The following is a 19,122-nucleotide window of genomic DNA, read 5'->3' on the forward strand; positions in this document are numbered from 1 at the left end:
TAAATAAAATCCTAATATGATAATGACAATACATAATATCAGGCGTGTTGATTATCCAATAAAATCCAAAGGGTATAGAAAAAAGAGCACCTTTCCTGTAGAATGTGAGTAGCAACACAAACAAACCCAGGAGGTGCTCTCTATGAACAAGCATACCACACTCCCGAATTTGATGCAAAAACTTGTTTCGGATGAAGAGATTCAACTGATTGCCGAAGCGGTTGGGTATCGTGATTCGTCTCGAACCTTTACGTTGCGCGAGTTGATTCACTTCTTCCTGCTGGCCGCCATGCATCAATGGAAAAGCTTTCGCCACGGAGCCGATGTGGGGCCTCTGTATGGATTGCCGCGATTCCATTATTCAACTGTATCCAAGAAAGCGAAAGAAGTTCCCTATGACATCATGAAACGCTTGTTGGCGTTGATCATTTCCAAGTGCAACCGCCAAACCCGCCGTTCGCTTCGGTTTCCCAAACCGCTTCGGGTGGTGGATTCGACGACCGTCACGGTCGGGAAAAACCGCCTCCCATGGGCTCCGTATCACGGCGAACGCGCCGGAGTGAAGCTGCACGTCGCGTATTCGCCGGAATCCTCGTTGCCGGCAGACGTGGTGGAAACCATCGGACTGCGTCATGATGGCCCGGTGGGAGAACAGTTGACGAACGCTCAACAAGTGCTGGTGGAAGACCGGGCGTATTTCAAAATCGAACGCCTCGATCGATTTGTGGAGCAGCATCAGCTCTTTGTCATTCGGATGAAGGACAACATCGAACTTCATCAGAAAAAAAGCTTGAACCGCCTTCCGAGCGCATCTTCATCGGTTCAAGCCGACTTCACGTGCCAGTTGGGAACGAAACAATACCGCTCCACCAAGCGTCACCGGGTAGTGATCTTTCGAGATGCGAATGGCCGCGACATTCGGGTCGTGACGAACCTCTTCCATGCGTCTGCGGAAACCATTGCCGACATGTACCAACAACGTTGGACTGTTGAGATCTTTTTCCGTTGGGTGAAGCAATATCTGAATGTCCCGACCTTGTTTGGCACGACGGAAAATGCGGTATACAACCAACTGTTTGCGGCGTTCATCGCGTATGTGTTGCTGCGATGGCTGTATGATCAAACCAAAAAACGGACGAACGTCTCTCTTTCCTTCATTTCGTTTGTTCGCCGTTTTTTCTCTGGGCAGCTTCCTCTCGATTGGAAATCCGGGATGGCCGCTGCTTTGTTTGAGTATGCCCAAATTTATGGAAGGCGTATGTCTAATTTTGGATAATCAACACTCGTGACATAATATTGTAAATGGGACGAATACCGTCCACAAAGGTTGTTGTGAGATACTAAAAGGAAACAGGCGTGTTGATTATCCAATAAAATCCAAAGGGTATAGAAAAAAGAGCACCTTTCCTGTAGAATGTGAGTAACGACACAAACAAACCCAGGAGGTGCTCTCTATGAACAAGCATACCACACTCCCGAATTTGATGCAAAAACTTGTTTCGGATGAAGAGATTCAACTGATTGCCGAAGCGGTTGGGTATCGTGATTCGTCTCGAACCTTTACGTTGCGCGAGTTGATTCACTTCTTCCTGCTGGCCGCCATGCATCAATGGAAAAGCTTTCGCCACGGAGCCGATGTGGGGCCTCTGTATGGATTGCCGCGATTCCATTATTCAACTGTATCCAAGAAAGCGAAAGAAGTTCCCTATGACATCATGAAACGCTTGTTGGCGTTGATCATTTCCAAGTGCAACCGCCAAACCCGCCGTTCGCTTCGGTTTCCCAAACCGCTTCGGGTGGTGGATTCGACGACCGTCACGGTCGGGAAAAACCGCCTCCCATGGGCTCCGTATCACGGCGAACGCGCCGGAGTGAAGCTGCACGTCGCGTATTCGCCGGAATCCTCGTTGCCGGCAGACGTGGTGGAAACCATCGGACTGCGTCATGATGGCCCGGTGGGAGAACAGTTGACGAACGCTCAACAAGTGCTGGTGGAAGACCGGGCGTATTTCAAAATCGAACGCCTCGATCGATTTGTGGAGCAGCATCAGCTCTTTGTCATTCGGATGAAGGACAACATCGAACTTCATCAGAAAAAAAGCTTGAACCGCCTTCCGAGCGCATCTTCATCGGTTCAAGCCGACTTCACGTGCCAGTTGGGAACGAAACAATACCGCTCCACCAAGCGTCACCGGGTAGTGATCTTTCGAGATGCGAATGGCCGCGACATTCGGGTCGTGACGAACCTCTTCCATGCGTCTGCGGAAACCATTGCCGACATGTACCAACAACGTTGGACTGTTGAGATCTTTTTCCGTTGGGTGAAGCAATATCTGAATGTCCCGACCTTGTTTGGCACGACGGAAAATGCGGTATACAACCAACTGTTTGCGGCGTTCATCGCGTATGTGTTGCTGCGATGGCTGTATGATCAAACCAAAAAACAGACGAACGTCTCTCTTTCCTTCATTTCGTTCGTTCGCCGTTTTTTCTCTGGGCAGCTTCCTCTCGATTGGAAATCCGGGATGGCCGCTGCTTTGTTTGAGTATGCCCAAATTTATGGAAGGCGTATGTATAATTTTGGATAATCAACACTCGTGAAAAGGAAAAATAGTATAAGTGGGTGAAAATTGCTCATATCCAAGAATTTGCGTAATAAAATTGCCTAACAAATAATACATAAATGGGATGGAAAGCGCAACAAAAGGTTTCTCTAAGATCATAACTAGCAATAATCCCATTGTCGCATACATCATTCCATTCAATCCTACCCATAGCGAGTAAATAATTCCATATGGCAATGTTCCAAGAAAAAGCAATTGCTCAAACGTCGTATAAGGAATAGGATTGCCATCTGCAGGATATAAATGAACGATGTCCAAAACAGGTTCAATATACATAGAAAATATAAAAGGGATGAATACCATTAAAAAGGCTATCAAAAAAGATAGAATCGCATTGACTACTAATTTGCTAAATAAGTAAGTAGCCAAAGGGATACGAATACGCACATATGGAATAAAATAGTTTTTTTGTTCACCAACGAAGTAAATCGCATACACAAGAACCATTATGATAGGAAAAAGCAGCGGAACAAAATTAGAATTTAATCGTAGAAAAAGATCTAATTGTCTATAATAAACATAATTCTCTTTAATCAATAAAAATTGAATGGTGGGAAGAACCAATATCAATGCCGCCCAAATCACACATTGACGCCAGGTGACGGCTCTCATCAATTCTACTTTCACCTGATGACTTAACATTTTTGACATCCTTTCCTGCTCTTAGTTTTAGTTTTGAAGAGAATGGACCGGTCGAATGGCTCGGTCCATTCTCATTGTGAATTAATTGCTTCTCCACTCTCCCTTTACCCTTACGTCTACCAATTGAGTAAGATCCGAGCTGAACTCAACTCGGGCATCCTTACCTGATTTGATCGAATTAGGCAATTTGAATGGCCCCCCAACGGTTGCGATACGAACCCAAGGCCCAGTTCCCCCGCTATAAGAATGCGCTCTTGCATCCAATGCTTTTCCAAGTATAGATACTTTCAAATCAGCTGATGCACCGGTAGTAGATTTGGTTTGTTGAGGAGTAAACGCATTATCGTTTAACTTTGGGACAATTACGTCATACCCGTCATACGTTGTACCAGCCTGAGCCAAGCCTCCTGCCGCGAGAAGCCCTGCTGCTAAGGTAAGTACTGCGAATTTCTTTTTCATTTTTTAACATTCCTCCTCGTAATTTTAGATGATAACTGTAGATGAGTATTTTTCATTACAGTAATTTCCATTCCCTAAGAGACAAACAGGGGACCCCTTAGGCGACATGGAGCTGTTTTTTGATCACATCAATGGGAATATCTTGCTTTGCGGCGTCATAGATGAACTCGACGACGCTGTGCCCTTTCCGAGACCGAAGAAGCTCCAGGCCGGAAGAGATGTCTTGTTGAGATTCCGCGATGCTGTATACGCAGGCTAACAGCACCACGACCCAATACCGTTTCACCGCCCGAACGTGGCGAACACGGTACCCATCGAGCTTCAGCTGGTCTTTTGCCTGCCGGAAAAAGCATTCGATCGTCCAGCGCTGGGCATAGTAACGCAAGATGTCTTCGTCACTCAGCTCCCGGTCGGTGCTCAATATGACATGGAGATGATCCGGCGTCATCGGTTGATCCGCCTTCCAAGCCAGCAGCACCACCGCGTCATCAAGACCGTTGAGCGCGCCTTCGTAGCGGTAGACACGATAGCGCTCGTTCCCCACCGTGACGAGGCGGGTGTCATTTGGCTCGATATAGCGGGCAAACTCCTTCGCTTGGATGGCGATACCTTTCGGGTAGAGAATCCGGTTCGTCTTGAGCATGGCGATGACATGGAATCCTTGTTTCAGACAGGCTTCGATGAGCGCTTGGGACGGATACCATGAATCCACGAGCACATACACCGGCTGAGCCCGCTTCCCCTTGAGCGAGGAAAGCATCTCGATCGCCAGGTCGATTTTGCTTCTTCCCGATGTCTTGTCATACAGACGAAAGGCGAACGGAAACGCTTGCGTGAAGGTGTGCACCATCAGCCAAACAAGCGAATGCCCCCAGACCAATTGATGATCGCTGTGAGAGAAATGCCAGTCACACCCTTGAATGGCGTGCGTTGCCCGTGACGAAGGCTTCGTTTTTTGGCAAATGGTATCATCAATCGAAAGGAACAGGGGTTGATTCGTCCGTTTGGCCAGGCGTTCGATCTGGCGAAGAACCCACTCCTGAAGCTTCTCAAGCAGTTTTTCCTCGTTCCAAGGGCTTTTCGTGAAAAAGTGGCTGAGCGTGGTTCGATGATTCGGATGAAAACTCCAGTACCGGACATCCGTCAATGTCCCCGAAAATCCCTTGGTCGTCAAGGCGTCGACAAGATGAACGAGATGCTTGATGACCGGCTTCGAGAAATAAAGCGCCAATCCCAGCGTCATGAAAAACTTGTGGATTCCTTGATGATGTGCTAATCTATTCATGAGACATGAACCTCCTTGTGGGTAGTTGGTAGCACATCTATTCTAACCAAGGAATCGGGTTCATGTCTCCTTTTTTGTTTAGTTTGTAAATTTATGTTAGCAAATTTGCTCATCTACAGATGATAACCGGCCGGCTTGGCCCCATTATATCAAAACGAATTATAATTGTATAGATGCAATTTGAAGATTTACCATTTTAAGCCTTTATCGACTGTCAGGCGACCGAACAACGCCGCTTCACAGGCCATTTCACCCCTTCAGCGGGGAATTCATGGTTTTTGCCCCAGTACTTCGGTGCTGGGGTTTTATTTTTGTAAACATTTTTTGTCAGACACAAAATAAAAACCATCCTTTGCATGGAGGATGGTTTTTTACTGGTTTTTACTTCGTATCACAAGCTCATATCCCATCATTTCACATATCCTGACAAGTTCAGCCACTCGAAGAGAATTGTTATTGATAGCTGATCGGAAAGTTGTTTCTTTGATGTTCAAATTTCTGGCCACGGCAGCCATGCTGTCAATATCGGATTCTGCCATCATAATCTTCAATGCGCGTTTGAGATCTGTATCATTTAAGACAATTTCTCTTTTCATAGTTCCCCTTGTCCCCTTTCCAATATTTTCATTCAACGACAATTATAACATCGAAATAACAAATATTTGATTAAAAAGGTAAAATATTCATTAATTTTCGTCGGCTCGACGAATATTTCATTGTATCATAGGGAATGAATAGAGATTTAATCATTTTTTGGTAACGGGGAGGGGAAGAAGATGGATTTTACGTTGCCAGCCGAGATTGAATTTTTAAAAGAAAACGTCCGTAAATTTGTGAAAGAAGTCGTGGAACCGGTGGCCATGGACATTGAAGAAAACGACCACATTCCAGAAGATATTATTGAAAAATCGAAAGCCATGGGGCTGTTCGGCTTAAGCATCCTGGAAGAATACGGCGGCCTTGGCTTGTCGATGGTCGGCAAATGCGCCATTTATGAAGAACTCGGGAAAACGCATAACGGCTATACGACATTAATCGGCGCTCATACCGGCATCGGTACGGTCGGCATCGTCGAGCTCGGCACCGAGGAACAAAAGCGGCGCTACTTGCCAAAAATGGCGACAGGCGAAAGGATCGGCGCCTTTGCCTTAACCGAGCCGAGCGCCGGCTCGAACGCCGCCGCAATCGGCCGTGTGCCAAGGCCAAGCATCATCGCCCAGCCGCCGGCAAGCTCCACCATCGTCACGATGTAGGCGAGCCAGCCGGGAAGCCCCATCGCCGCAAACGAATCGGCCGCCGCCTCAAGCCCCCGCTGCCATTTCACCCAGCCATGGGCGAAAAAGATGAACCCGGTGACAATCCGCAACAGAAAGGCGCCGAATTCCTGGGAATGCATGAGATTCTCCCTCCTTGTCCCAACAGCATGGTAGTACAATGTATGCGGGTGGGTCCGCCCCCATGCCTTTCGTTAGCCATTCGACCGGCAATGGGCTACAATGGAGGGGAAGCGCGTCAAAAGTAGAGGAGGATATGGCCGTGAAAATTGAAGTATGGTCCGATTTTGTCTGCCCGTTTTGCTATATCGGCAAACGCCGATTGGAACAGGCGCTTGAGCCATTTCCGCACCGGGAAGACGTTGAAATCGTATTCCGCAGCTTTGAACTCGATCCAAACGCACCAAACGAGACCCCATTGACGATTCATGAAATCATCGCCAACAAATACGGCATTTCGCTCGAGGAAGCGAAGCGGGCGAACGCCGATATCGGCCGGCAGGCGGAGGCGGTCGGTTTGACGTTCCGCTTTGACACGATGAAGCCGACGAATACGTTTGACGCCCACCGGTTGGCTCAATATGCGAATGAAAAAGGAAGGCTTCAAGATGTCGTCGAGCGGTTGTTTTACGCCTATTTTACGGAGTCGAAGCGAATCAGCGACCGCAATGTGCTGCTTGCGATCGCCGAAGCAGCCGGGCTTGACCGGACGGAAGCGGAAGAAGTGTTGGCCAGCGGCCGCTACACACAAGAGGTGCGCCGCGATGAGGAAGAAGCGGCGGCGTTGGGCGTCCGCGGCGTGCCGTTTTTCGTTCTGAACCGGAAGTATGCGATTTCCGGCGCCCAGCCGGTTGAGGTGTTCCGGCGGGCGCTGGAGAAGGTATGGGAGGAAGAACAATCGCGGCCGCTGCAGCCGCTGTCGACTGATCAAGGCGGGACGTGCACCGACGAAGGGTGCTCTATTTAAGAAAATAAATCAAAAGGAAAAGCCGGTTAGGGATGCCTAGCCGGCTTGCTGCTTTGCTGTCATCGAGGTCGGCGTCGGTTTGTAATCATAATGCGCCTCGTCGATTTTGTGGATCAATTCCATCGTGACATGGCGGTGGGAAAGGAAATATTGCACCCATTGTTGTGCGCGGGACATGCGTATTCCTCCTTTGGAATTTATTTCCTCGTCCTATTATACCACAAATAGAGGAAATGTTGGCGGCTAGTGTTTCTCCTTGTTTTGGTCCTTTGCCTGTCACCTTTTCCTTTCAAATGCTTATTCTATTAATAAAATAAGAAAAAATGTGGAGTGGATGTCCCTATATTGTCTTCGTGAAAAACGCCGGACATGTAAGGAAGGGGAGGAAACGACGATGCCGAAAATTTTTATTGACCCCGGTCATGGGGGAAGAGATACCGGAGCGATCGGCAACGGGTTGTTGGAGAAAGACATTACGTTGTTTATCGCTCTTGAAATCAACCGTCTGCTGCAAAATGAGTATGAAGGAGTGTTGGTGCAGCTGAGTCGGACAAAAGATGAAACGGTGCCGCTTGAGGAGCGGACGGATCGGGCCAATCAATGGGGGGCGGATTTATACGTGTCGATTCACGTGAATGCCGGTGGCGGCACGGGGTATGAAGATTATATTTATAATCGGCTCGATGACGATTCGGTAACAGCCCGCATCCGCGATGCCATTCATGAAGAAGTCGTCAAGGCTACAGGATTTCGCGACCGTGGGAAAAAGAAAGCAAACTTCCATGTGCTGCGCGAAACAGTGATGCCGGCGGTGCTCACGGAGAATGGATTTATTGATCGAAAAGAGGATGCAGAAAAATTGAATGACACCCAGTTTTTGCGAACAGTCGCCCGTGGGCATGTGAATGGAATGGCACGGGCATTGGATCTGACAAAAAATCAAACCTCTTTTTAACTTCCCTCCGAAAGAAGTCTCCTACTTCTAAACGTGAAGGTGCGCCAGCACCAGTGAAAGTGGGAGATGAATGTCGGTTGGCGTTAGCCAACGAATAGGATAGAATATGGCTAGAACGGACACCTTCGGAACGAAGGGAAGCGTAAAGGGTTCTTGTGTGTGGCTTACCGTTCAGCGAACACACACAAGTCGCTTGAAGCCCCCACCTCTAAGCGAAGCGTAGGTGGTGGGTAGTTCACCGCGTGTGACAGTGGATGGAACGCAAGTCGGGGCATTTACGGAGAAGGAAAATGTGCTGCGTCAAGTGGAGCGTTATTTAGGAAGAGCGAAGCGGATTGTGCTTGAACAAGTCGAGGAATGACGGGAACGCTTGCCTAGTTTCAGCTGGGCGAGCGTTTTTTTGTCCGTTTGTCCTAGAAGGGTAGTGATGGAGTGAAAAAAACACGAAAAACACGGTGTTCTCAAGTTGAGAAGCCTTTTAAAACCAGGCCTTCTCTCGCGCCCCAAAACACTGATTAAGCGAAAGTCACCGTTTTTCACCGGCCTTCTAGAAAAAAAGAGGGAAGCGCTTATTGTGCGCTTCCCTCTTCATTTTCGCGTTTGTTGTAATCGTATTTCGACGGATCGACCGGTTCGAAGCCTTTTGGGGTATAGAACCGGAGCAAATCGCCGTAAACAACCTTATCCGACAGGTCGAGCTTCGTGCGGACGATTTGTTCGAGACGTTGAATCTCCGGCGTTTCTTCAAGCGGCTCGCCCGTTTTCGTATCATAGTACTTGCCGTTGACCGCTGTCACGGTTGGCGTTACGAAGTCACCGTTGCGGAACGGGATGATTTCTTGATGGTCCGGCGACAACAAGTCCGTTCCGAAGTGGACGTAATTTTTCGAGTCGATGCCAAGCAAATGCAGCAAAGTCGGCAACAAGTCGATTTGGCCGCCGAATTCATGAATGACGCCGCCTTTTATGCCTGGGACATGGATGAACAGCGGCACTCGTTGTAACTGGGCGTGTTCATACGGCGTGATTTCCTTGCCTAAAATTTGCGACATGGCCTTGTTGTGATTTTCCGAAATGCCATAATGGTCGCCGTACAAAATAATGACCGAGCGGTCGTACAGACCGGATTTTTTCAAGTAATCAAAGAACTCTTTGATGGCCTCATCCAAGTAGCGGGCCGTTTGGAAGTAACGGTCGACCGTTCCGTCTCCCGTCGTTGCCGGCGGGATTGTGGCATCTTCCTCGCTGATCGGGTACGGGAAGTGGTTCGACAGTGTAATAAATTTCACATAGAACGGCTCTTTCAACGTTTCCAACAGCGGGATCGACTCCCGGAAGAACGGTTTGTCTTTCAACCCGTAGTTCAAGACGTCCTCGTCGTTCATATCATAGTAGCTGGCGTCAAAGAAATGATCGAACCCGAACGATTTGTAAATTTCATCGCGGTTCCAGAACGATTTGTAGTTGCCGTGGAAAACCGCGCTTGTGTAACCGTATTGGCGCAAAATGGCAGGAGCCGCATGGTACGTATTTTGCCCTTTCGTCGTGAAGACGGCCCCTTGCGGCAGGCCATAGAGCGAGTTTTCGAGCATAAACTCTGCGTCCGATGTTTTCCCTTGACCCGTTTGATGGAAGAAGTTATCGAAATAGAATGTGTTCGGATCGCGGGTGAGCGAGTTTAAAAACGGCGTCACTTCCTGGCCATTCAGTTTGTAGTTGATTAAAAAGTTTTGGAATGACTCCAAGTGAATATAGATGACGTTCATTCCTTTGGCGACGCCGAAATACTTCGGATTCGGCTCGGCATATGTCGCCTGCACATGGTTCAATACGGTTGTGATGTCGCTTTTGTTCGCGAACGCCCGTTGTGTCGACGATTTCATGCTTTGGATCGTGTCATAGATCAAGTAGTTGTATACCCCTAAATATTTGACGATATAGTTGCGGTCAAACGTTCTAGTCAACAGCTGCGGGCGGTCGGCTTCCGCGAGCGCCAAGTTGACGCTGAACATTAAAATGGCCGAAGCAAAAATAACGCCTTTTTTGACGCGACCGGCCCGCACCGGCGGAAGCGGGAACCGTTTCGAGAACACGATCACTGCCAAAATGATCGTGTCCAAGAAATAAAGCGGGTCATACCATCTGAGCAATTCCAAAATGCTGCCGCCGAGATCGCCAAAGTTTTTCGTTTGCGTCAACGTCGGCAATGTAATAAAATCGCTGAAAAAGCGATAATAGACGATATTGGCGTATAAAATGAACGACAAAATGAGATTAATAGTAACGAGCCGCCTATATACCCGTGTTTCTCTGCCCAATAGGGCTAAGCCAAAGAAAAACACCGCCGAGCTGATCGGATTGATCAACAGCAAAAACTCCTGCATGGAGTTGCTGATGCCAAGGTTAAATTCCGCTAGATAGGCGACATACGTCTTCAGCCAAAACAAGAGCACCGCCAAAATAAAAAAACCAATATATTGGTTAGGGAGAGAACGGCATTTTGTCAACAATTTCTTTCCAATCGTTTTCACGTTCTCTTCTCCTCCTTTGTCTCTGTATTCTCGAAAGATCCATTTCTATTTCTATTCTTCTATGAACAGCTTCCGCGCATAGCAGCCAGCATTTTGTCCTGACATCATTTTACATCGGAACGTCTCCATGTCAAGTAGCATAATACGTCTTTTGCCAAAAGTCAATGGAATGTTTTTTAAGGATTGACGGGCGCCTCCCTCCTTGCCACCTCGTTTCCCTGTATGGCGATGGACTGCCACTCATATATGACGAATGGAAATCGAAAAGGTTTCAACTGCCCTTCTGAAAACGTCCCGATGCGCGTGGCCATGCCCTTTACCCATTTTATTAGACAACGAGGACATTATGATAAAAATTATTGGCTGTACCGGAATCGGCTTGTTTTTGGTATATTTTTTCTATGCATTATCCACAAACTATAAGGAAGAACTGGATGAAGGGAAAGAGGTAAGCCATGCCAATGAATCCGAAAGGCAAATTTTTTGATCCGCCGAAAATTCTCGTGTCCGGATTTGCGCTCATTATTTTGATTGGAGCGCTGCTGTTGATGCTTCCTGTTGCGACCGTGGATGGAAAGGGGTTGCCGTTTTTAGACGCGCTGTTTACAGCGACTTCCGCGACGTGCGTAACTGGACTTGTTGTCGTCGACACCGGGACGACGTTTACCCTGTTTGGCCAGCTTGTCATTTTGGCGCTCATTCAAGTCGGTGGGCTCGGATTTATGACGTTTGCGACGCTGTTTGCCTTTTTGTTTGGCAAACGCATTTCGTTGAAAGAACGGCTCATCCTCCAAGAGGCGCTCAATAATTTGACGATCGAGGGCATCGTTCGGCTCGTCAAACGCATTTTCCTTTTTACTGTTGTGATTGAAGGGATCGGCGGGGTGTTGCTCTCAATCCGCTTTGCCTTTGACATGCCGCTCGGCCGGGCGATTTACTTTGGCTTTTTCCATGCGATTTCGAATTTTAACAACGCCGGGTTTGATTTAATGGGTGAGTTCCGCAGCTTGACCGGCTATGTGGACGATCCGGTCGTCAGCCTTGTTGTGCCGATTTTGATTATTTTAGGTGGAATCGGCTTTATTGTCATGAATGAAGTGTACGAGTATAGGCAGATGCGCCGCCTTTCCCTTCATACGAAGGTCGTCGCCATTACGACGGCATGGCTGCTAGTAGCCAGCATGGCGCTGATATTGCTGCTGGAGTGGAACAATCCGAAGACGATGGGGCCGCTGTCGCTCTCAGGCAAGTTTCTGTCCGCGTTTTACCAGGCGGTCACTCCGAGAACGGCGGGCTCGAATACGCTTAACATCCCGGATTTGACGCAGCCGACGCTGTTTTTGATCGTGTTTCTCATGTTTGTCGGCGCTTCCCCGGGTTCGACGGGCGGCGGAATCAAAACAACGACCTTTACGACGTTGCTCGGCGCGGTTTGGTCGCAAATTCGCGGGAAGGAAGACGTCATTTTGTTCCGAAAACGAATTGTCTATGATACGGTATACAAGTCGCTGACCGTGACCATGAGCGGGCTGTTTATCGTCATGTTTGTAACGATGGTGTTGACGATCACCGAAAGCGGAAAAGACTTTCTCATGATTTTATTCGAAGCGACGTCGGCGTTTGGGACCGTCGGACTGTCGATGGGACTGACTCCAGAGTTGTCTCCGCTTGGAAAGACGGTCATTATCTTGACGATGTTTGCCGGCCGCGTCGGTCCGCTGACGATCGCGTACGCGGTCACGCTGCGCCGTCAGCCTGATCCGTTCCGCTATCCGAAAGGGAAAATTATGATTGGATAGAGGCAAGACAGGAAAAAGAAAGAAAGTGTAAAGATAAGGACGGTTTATGCGAAAAAGCGGCTCAAAGGCAGAGAAAATTGTTGTTTTTTCCGCTTTTTCACTGTTTACGGAGAAAAGGAGGAGGAGTAATATATGGAAGCAGAAACAACTGAATATTTAGCGCTGAATCCGTCATGGAGCGGGGGACCCACTTGTTGCAACGCTCGTTGCTAGGGGTGAATCCGAAAGGACGGGCATCTCTCCAAGCCCGAACCCGACAGCTAACCTCGCAAGCGCTTTGGGGAGGGACGAGTATGGTTTTGAACCAAACGTAGCCGTTGAGCGCGTCCTCAGCGGTTTTTTCTTTTTGAATCAACTCGAATATGCTTTGGGAGGAACGGAAGCATGGCTTCGTTAAAACGTTTGTTGATTGGGAAACCGATGGAGACAAAACGGCTCAAACATGAAAAATTGCCGAAATGGAAAGCGTTGGCCGTTTTTTCTTCCGATGCCCTGTCATCGGTGGCCTACGCGACGGAAGAAATTTTGCTTGTGCTTGCTTTATTAGGGACAAGCGTCTTTTTCTATTCGCTGCCGATCGCGGTGGCGATTTTAGTATTGCTTTTGTTAGTGACCTTGTCGTATCGGCAAATCATTTACGCGTTTCCGTCCGGCGGCGGGGCGTATGTCGTCGCCCGCGACCATTTGGGGACGAAAATTAGTTTAGTGGCCGGGGCGGCGCTGATGATCGATTATATTTTAACTGTCGCCGTCAGCATCAGCTCCGGCGTCGCCGCGCTGACATCGGCGTTTCCGGGGCTGCTGCCGTGGAAAGTGGAGCTCGCTGTCGCTCTTGTCTTGCTTTTAATGGTGCTCAATTTACGCGGCATTACCGAATCCGCAACGGTTTTCGCCTACCCGACGTATGTGTTCATTGGCTTCGTTCTTGTGATGATCGCTGTCGGCGGGTGGCAGTTGTGGCAGGAAGGATGGCATGGGTTTACGATGCATGAGCATGCTTCCACAGCTCACATGTTTGCGTCCGGTTACAGTTTGTTTATTTTGCTGCGCGCCTTTTCATCGGGATGTTCGGCGATGACTGGGGTCGAAGCAATCAGCAACGGCGTGCCGGCGTTCCGGCCAGACAGTTCAAAAAACGCCGCCATTACGATGGGATGGATGTCCGCATTGCTTGGCGTGATGTTTTTAGGCATCACCGTGTTGGCGGCGGGATTCGGCGTTACTCCGACCGAGCATCAAACGGTCATTTCGCAAATCGGACGCCATGTGTTTGGGAATGGTCTTTTGTTTTACTTGTTTCAGCTGGCGACGATGGTCATTTTAGTGCTCGCGGCGAATACGAGTTTTGCCGGGTTTCCGCAGTTGACGTCGATTATGGCGAAGGACGGTTTTTTGCCGAGAAGCTTGGCGGCCCGGGGCGATCGCCTTGTGTTTTCCAATGGCATTATATTGTTGAGCGTGCTGGCGATCGCATTGATCATCGCGTTTCATGCCAAAACCCATTCGCTCATCCCGCTTTATGCGGTTGGCGTCTTTCTTTCCTTTACGATCGGTCAGAGTGGGTTGATTAAAAAATTATGGAATCGGGAAGAAGGACGGAAATTCGGCGTGCTGCTCACCGTCGGAACGGGAGCGGTGGTCACCGGGATCGTCACGCTCGTCACGATGATCGCTAAATTTACGCAAGGGGCCTGGATCGTCATCGTGGCGATTCCGCTGTTCGTCTGGATGTTCATCCGAATTCACGAGCATTACAAAAAACTTGGCGAGCAATTGCGGCTTGACGAACGGGAGTGGCAACAGCGCGAGAAACTGTTGAAACCAAAAGTCATTATTCCCATTTCCGGCGTCAGCAAAGTGGTCGCCCAATCCGTTCAGTACGCTCGCAGCATTTCCGACGACATTACGGCACTGTCGATTATTTTCGACGAAAAAGCCGAACAAAAGCTGCGGCAAAAGTGGGAGAAGTTTTATCCGGACATTCCGTTGGAAGTCATCTATTCACCGTACCGAACCATTTTGTCGCCATTATTAGAATACATCACGAAAGCGGAAAAAGAAGCAGACCGCGCGCCGGTGACAGTGCTCTTGCCGCAATTTATCGTGAAAAAATGGTGGCATACATTTTTGCATAACCAAACCGCCATCATCTTGCGCTTTTTCTTGATCATGAAAAAAGATGTGGTCATTGCGACGCTTCCGTATCATTTGCGGGAATAATGTCGAGAAAAGGGGAAACATTTCCCCGGAAATCGATGCGTGTCGAATGGCAAGAAAGTCCCCTCTCTGTACGGAATTGCATATCGTACGGCAGGGGGGGATTCCTATGTGGTTATGGGTGTCCATGATTTTGCTCGCTTTCAGCGTGAGCATGGACAGTTTGAGCGTAGGCATGACGTATGGAATGAGGGGTGTCCGTTTCTCCTTTGTTTCGTTGGTGCTGATCGCATTCATGTCCGGGGCGGTGGTGTTTGCGTCCATGAACATCGGCCGCCTGTTGGCGCTTTTTTTGCCGTTGCAAGTCGAGCGAGGGCTTGCTTCGGTCATTCTCATGGCGCTTGGCGGTTGGGCGATTTATAACGTCTATAAACCAAAGGGAGACGGGAGCGAGTTTTCGATGGAGCCTGATGAAGCAGGGGGGGCTAACCGTTTCAGCGGCACTGTTCAAGTATTGAAACGCCCCGAACTTGGCGATCTTGATCGTTCAGGCACGATCAGTCAAAAAGAAGCGTTATTAATCGGCATTGCTCTTTCGATGGATTCCTTTGGCGCCGGGATCAGTTCGTCGCTTTTGCATTTTCCGCCGCTTTCGTTTGCCTTGCTGGTTGGTATGTTCAATCTTGTGTTCATCAGACTCGGCTTATCGTTGGGGTATATGGTGTCAAAAACAAGAATCATGAAAAGGGCGACCATGCTGCCTGGGGTTGTATTGATCGTCTTGGGGTTGATCAAATTATTTCGGTGACACCATGTTGGCGGCTTGTTCGTAATTCAAGTGTGAATAAGATGAAAAAAGGAGAGAGGTCCGATGTGGAAAAAGTTTTTATCGAGACTCGGCATCAGCGCTGCCAAAGTGGATCTCGTGCTGCATCGCCCGCATGTGCGCCTTGGTGAAACGTTGGAAGGGGAATTTTTGCTGGAAGGGGGTTCAGTCGCCCAACACATTCGGAACTTAGATGTCGTATTGCAATTAGAAGTGCAAGCGGAAGGGAAGGCATATCGCAAAACCGCGGCGGTGATCCCGGTCGCGTCTTCGTTTACGATTCAGCCTAGCGAGCGGAAAGTGCTCCCGTTTTCGTACACACTGCCGCACCATTTGCCGATCAGCCGCCCCACGGTTCGTTATACGTTCGTCACCCGGCTCGATATTGCCGATGGGGTGGATGCATATGACCAAGACGCCATTCACATTTTGCCGCCGACCGCCTTGGATCAAGTGTTTTCCGCATTGGCTGCCTTAGGATTCCGGGAGAAACCGGCATCTGGGAGCATTACACCGTACGGACAAGAATTTTCATTCTTCCCAACGGGTGAGTTTCAAGGGATCGTCCAGGAGGTTGAGTTTTTTGCCCTTGTCGAGGGAGAAGGGGTGCGTTTGTATATGGAGATCGACGTCCGCCACGGCTTTGGCGGGGAACGCGAAATGAAACGGGAACTGTTGATTACTCACGAACAGCTTCGCGATTCGGCGGCGGCAGCCCGTCTGCTTCGAGAAGCCATCGAAGAGGCGGTGCAGGCGGCTGGGGCGTTCGGCCAGCTGAGTGGGCATCCGTTGGCAACGCCACATTCGCCAATCTATAGCCATCCCGTAGGCCATTATTCACCCGTCCATCATTCGCACCATGGCGGACATGGATGGGCCGGAGCCATTGGCGGATTCGCGGCTGGCATGTTGGCGGGAATGGTAGCGGAGGAGTTGCTCGACGATGCAGTTGATGATGTGGCTGACGGTCTGGATGTCGATGACTGGTTTGACGGCGGCGATGGATTTGATGGCGGGGATTGGCTGTAAACAGGATGGAGGAAGGCGTTTCGCCTGAGGCGAGACGCCTTTTTTGCCGATACGGAAGGCCCGTACAATGGTGACCGTTTCCTTTTTATAGGCATATAACAGTAAATGGAAATGAACTGATAAAAAACGAGGGGGAAGCGTGATGAACCATATGCATGGGCAAATGCACGGCCATCGCCATTTGGCATGGCATGAAACGTTGGAGCTGCATGAATTGATCGCTTTTCAGGCCAACGCGTTAATGAAAATGAAAAAGGCTGTCGGCAAGATCGACTGTCCTGAGTTGAAAGGGCTTTATACGGAAACGATTCAAGGATTGGAAACGAACTTGCGCGAGCTGCTTGCCTTCATTCCGGCGGCACCGATGATGGAAGAAAGCCGCGACCATGATGATGGCGACCGGGCCTTGCACGCTGGCGATTTGCTTGGCTTTTCAAAAACGGCAGTGCGTAATTATGCTGCTGCCATTACCGAGGCGGCGACGCCGGTGTTGCGCAAAACGTTTGTCAAACATCTGCTCAAAGCCATTGACACGCACGAAAAAGCGTTCAACTATATGTATGAACGTGGTTACTATCCGGCGTACGACCTCGCCCAGCTTCTTTATCATGATGTCCGTAATGCGCAAAAGGCGTTGTCAATGGGATATGAACGATGATGGAAACGAGCCGCTCCCGCCAACGGAGCGGCTTCTTTCATTGCGGCAGGGAGGTGCAGACGATTGGATCACGAATACATAAAGCATAAAATAAAGCAAGGAAATAGTGAAAAGAATGAAGGAGGCGCCATCGATGCGTTGCTATATCGTTTTCGACATTGGCGGCACGTATGTGAAACATGCCGTCATGAACGAGCGCGGTGATTTTTTGGAAAAGGGGCGCTACCGTTCGGAGCGTCATGACTTTCAACGGTTTCGCGACGACTTGCTTCGCGTCGTCCGCCACGCGCAGGCGAGTTACGAACTTTCTGGCATCGCGATCAGTTCGGCAGGCAGCGTCGACAGCGACATCGGTGTCATTGGCGGAAGCAGCGCCTTGCCGTGCATTCACGGCCCTAACTTTAAAGACGTATTCGGCGGGGCGACGGGTCTGCCGGTGGAGCTGGAAAATGATGCGAACTGTGCGGCGCTTTGTACCACTACCTAGAACGGCGTGGGGAGATGGGGGCAGGCCCATTTCCGCCCGCTGACTGATGACTGACGCTCTTCCCGGCATCGCACCCATCCAAAAACGTGCGGGTAGTAGAAACGAATGATTTTGTAGTACAATAGAGCAGGCACGGCCGAAGCAGGGTGTTATTTCGCCCGCCCGGCCCATATGTATAAAAAGGACGACCCCGCGCAGAAAGGATGGAACGAATGAACTGGATCGAGCTGTTGAAGGCGGTTATTTTAGGGATGGTTGAGGGGCTGACCGAGTTTGCCCCTGTGTCTTCGACCGGGCATATGATCATTGTGGACGATCTTTGGTTGAAATCGACCGAGTTTTTAGGCAAGTACGCGGCGAATACGTTTAAAGTCGTTATCCAGCTCGGCTCGATTTTGGCCGCTGTTGTGGTGTTTAAAGACCGATTTCTCGATTTGCTTGGTTTCCGCGGCCGCCATCCGGGCGGACATCCGCGGCTGACGCTTCTTCACGTCATCGTCGGCCTGCTTCCAGCCGGGGTGCTCGGCGTCTTGTTTGAAGACTACATCGACGAACATTTGTTTTCTACGAAAACGGTGCTCATCGGCCTTGTGCTCGGCGCGCTGCTCATGATCGCCGCCGACAAATTCGCGAAAAGAGCTGCGCGGGCGCAGACGGTCGACGAAATTACGTACAAACAGGCGTTTCTCGTCGGATTGGTGCAATGCTTATCGTTATGGCCCGGTTTTTCCCGCTCCGGTTCGACGATTGCCGGCGGGGTGCTCGTCGGCATGAGCCATCGCGCCGCCGCCGATTTCACGTTCATTATGGCTGTTCCGATCATGGCTGGGGCGAGCGGGCTGTCGCTGTTGAAAAACTGGCAATACGTCACGGCTGCCGACATCCCGTTTTTCATCGCCGGTTTTTTGAGCGCCTTCGTCTTTGCCTTGCTGGCGATCCGTTTCCTCTTGCAGCTCATCAACCGCATCCGCCTCGTGCCGTTTGCGGTATATCGGATCGTGCTAGCCGTTGTTATTTCTTTGTTATACTTTTAGTCGCGCCGCTTGGCGGAGGTGTTCCGCCGGGCGGTTGTTTGTTATCTTCTACTTTTACTCTGTTGGCTGGCATGCATTCCGCTTAGGGGAACAAAAGATGATGGATTGTAGAAGACCAAGGATTTAAGGGGAAATGTTGTGCTTCAACAAGGTTTTTCAAATAGAAAAGTCTTGAAACATCATCATTTGCTTTTGGGCGAGCTCCCTAAACCGCATGAATTCGTTGTTTTTCGCCAGTCCGTCTTCTAAAAAATGTTAAGAAAAGTAAAAAAATAGTTGTTGCTTATCTGTACTATGGATTATAATACGGATAAGCCGTTTAGTCGAGTTGCTTATTTCCATGCCTATGCAAAATAAGGCGATGCCGAAAAAACGGCCGTGGTTAGCCGCGTCAG

General features: G+C 49.5%; 15 protein-coding genes, 5 pseudogenes and 1 riboswitch. Of the genes and pseudogenes, 13 read left to right on the forward strand and 7 right to left on the reverse strand.

The genetic code is table 11. The features are described 5' to 3' along the window. The first annotated feature begins 142 nt into the window (after positions 1–142). Positions 143–1,276, forward strand: coding sequence for an IS4 family transposase (locus NSQ51_RS01125; protein ID WP_121678437.1), 1,134 nt, complete (start codon positions 143–145; stop codon positions 1,274–1,276). A 178-nt stretch (positions 1,277–1,454) separates the two neighbouring features. Further along, on the forward strand, positions 1,455–2,588 hold the full coding sequence (locus NSQ51_RS01130; protein ID WP_190305132.1) for an IS4 family transposase: 1,134 nt from the start codon (positions 1,455–1,457) through the stop codon (positions 2,586–2,588). Here the strand turns inward: NSQ51_RS01130 and NSQ51_RS01135 are convergent, their stop codons facing one another. The 4 genes from NSQ51_RS01135 to NSQ51_RS01150 all read right to left on the reverse strand — a co-directional run bounded on the left by NSQ51_RS01135 (position 2,589) and on the right by NSQ51_RS01150 (position 5,606). Continuing rightward, a complete protein-coding gene (locus NSQ51_RS01135; protein ID WP_235435169.1) occupies positions 2,589–3,275 on the reverse strand; it encodes an ABC transporter permease in 687 nt (228 codons plus the stop codon). It lies immediately after the preceding gene. A gap of 72 nt (positions 3,276–3,347) precedes the next feature. After that, the gene (locus NSQ51_RS01140) at positions 3,348–3,725 is read right to left on the reverse strand and encodes a hypothetical protein (RefSeq protein ID WP_049625467.1); all 378 of its coding nucleotides are present in this window, start codon (positions 3,723–3,725) and stop codon (positions 3,348–3,350) included. A gap of 97 nt (positions 3,726–3,822) precedes the next feature. Next, on the reverse strand, positions 3,823–5,010 hold the full coding sequence (locus tag NSQ51_RS01145; RefSeq protein ID WP_049625563.1) for an IS701 family transposase: 1,188 nt from the start codon (positions 5,008–5,010) through the stop codon (positions 3,823–3,825). A gap of 371 nt (positions 5,011–5,381) precedes the next feature. Next, positions 5,382–5,606, reverse strand: coding sequence for a hypothetical protein (locus tag NSQ51_RS01150; protein ID WP_049625123.1), 225 nt, complete (start codon positions 5,604–5,606; stop codon positions 5,382–5,384). Positions 5,607–5,786: 180 nt separating this feature from the next. Here NSQ51_RS01150 and NSQ51_RS01155 point away from each other — a divergent pair. Next, positions 5,787–6,197, forward strand: a pseudogene (locus NSQ51_RS01155) (acyl-CoA dehydrogenase family protein); the annotation flags it as partial. Here NSQ51_RS01155 and NSQ51_RS01160 read toward each other — a convergent pair. Next, positions 6,113–6,406, reverse strand: a complete 294-nt coding sequence (locus tag NSQ51_RS01160) for a DoxX family protein (RefSeq protein ID WP_080985726.1) — start codon at positions 6,404–6,406, stop codon at positions 6,113–6,115. The pseudogene NSQ51_RS01155 and the gene NSQ51_RS01160 overlap by 85 nt on opposite strands. Positions 6,407–6,546: 140 nt before the next feature. Here NSQ51_RS01160 and NSQ51_RS01165 point away from each other — a divergent pair, with 140 nt between their 5' ends. Then, a complete protein-coding gene (locus tag NSQ51_RS01165) occupies positions 6,547–7,251 on the forward strand; it encodes a DsbA family oxidoreductase (protein WP_049625124.1) in 705 nt (234 codons plus the stop codon). Between the two features lie 48 nt (positions 7,252–7,299). Here the strand turns inward: NSQ51_RS01165 and NSQ51_RS01170 are convergent. Beyond that, positions 7,300–7,428: pseudogene (locus NSQ51_RS01170) on the reverse strand (DinB family protein); the annotation flags it as partial. 217 nt (positions 7,429–7,645) lie between these two features. Between NSQ51_RS01170 and NSQ51_RS01175 the strand changes: the two are divergent. Both NSQ51_RS01175 and NSQ51_RS01180 read left to right on the forward strand, forming a co-directional pair. Next, a pseudogene (locus NSQ51_RS01175) lies at positions 7,646–8,188 on the forward strand (N-acetylmuramoyl-L-alanine amidase); the annotation flags it as partial. A 259-nt stretch (positions 8,189–8,447) separates the two neighbouring features. Then, a pseudogene (locus NSQ51_RS01180) lies at positions 8,448–8,567 on the forward strand (N-acetylmuramoyl-L-alanine amidase); the annotation flags it as partial. Positions 8,568–8,775: 208 nt separating this feature from the next. Here NSQ51_RS01180 and NSQ51_RS01185 read toward each other — a convergent pair. Then, on the reverse strand, positions 8,776–10,737 hold the full coding sequence (locus NSQ51_RS01185) for an LTA synthase family protein (RefSeq protein ID WP_049624471.1): 1,962 nt from the start codon (positions 10,735–10,737) through the stop codon (positions 8,776–8,778). A gap of 461 nt (positions 10,738–11,198) precedes the next feature. Here NSQ51_RS01185 and NSQ51_RS01190 point away from each other — a divergent pair, with 461 nt between their 5' ends. From NSQ51_RS01190 to NSQ51_RS01220, 7 genes and pseudogenes are all read left to right on the forward strand, one after another. Further along, a complete protein-coding gene (locus tag NSQ51_RS01190; RefSeq protein ID WP_033016513.1) occupies positions 11,199–12,536 on the forward strand; it encodes a TrkH family potassium uptake protein in 1,338 nt (445 codons plus the stop codon). 150 nt (positions 12,537–12,686) lie between these two features. Continuing rightward, positions 12,687–12,826, forward strand: a riboswitch (cyclic di-AMP (ydaO/yuaA leader). A 94-nt stretch (positions 12,827–12,920) separates the two neighbouring features. Beyond that, entirely contained in the window at positions 12,921–14,756 is a 1,836-nt protein-coding gene (locus NSQ51_RS01195) for an APC family permease (protein ID WP_049624470.1), read from the forward strand. Between the two features lie 106 nt (positions 14,757–14,862). Further along, positions 14,863–15,501, forward strand: a complete 639-nt coding sequence (ytaF, locus tag NSQ51_RS01200) for a sporulation membrane protein YtaF (protein ID WP_049624469.1) — start codon at positions 14,863–14,865, stop codon at positions 15,499–15,501. A gap of 63 nt (positions 15,502–15,564) precedes the next feature. After that, positions 15,565–16,548, forward strand: coding sequence for a sporulation protein (locus tag NSQ51_RS01205; RefSeq protein WP_049624468.1), 984 nt, complete (start codon positions 15,565–15,567; stop codon positions 16,546–16,548). Positions 16,549–16,699: 151 nt separating this feature from the next. Continuing rightward, a complete protein-coding gene (locus tag NSQ51_RS01210) occupies positions 16,700–17,206 on the forward strand; it encodes a spore coat protein (RefSeq protein ID WP_080706550.1) in 507 nt (168 codons plus the stop codon). A 133-nt stretch (positions 17,207–17,339) separates the two neighbouring features. Then, positions 17,340–17,678: pseudogene (locus NSQ51_RS01215) on the forward strand (ROK family protein); the annotation flags it as partial. Between the two features lie 227 nt (positions 17,679–17,905). Next, positions 17,906–18,727, forward strand: a complete 822-nt coding sequence (locus NSQ51_RS01220) for an undecaprenyl-diphosphate phosphatase (protein ID WP_033016517.1) — start codon at positions 17,906–17,908, stop codon at positions 18,725–18,727. The last annotated feature ends 395 nt before the right edge of the window (positions 18,728–19,122 follow it).

It is taken from the genome of Geobacillus sp. FSL K6-0789 (assembly GCF_038593135.1).
GTDB classification, from domain to species: domain Bacteria; phylum Bacillota; class Bacilli; order Bacillales; family Anoxybacillaceae; genus Geobacillus; species Geobacillus stearothermophilus.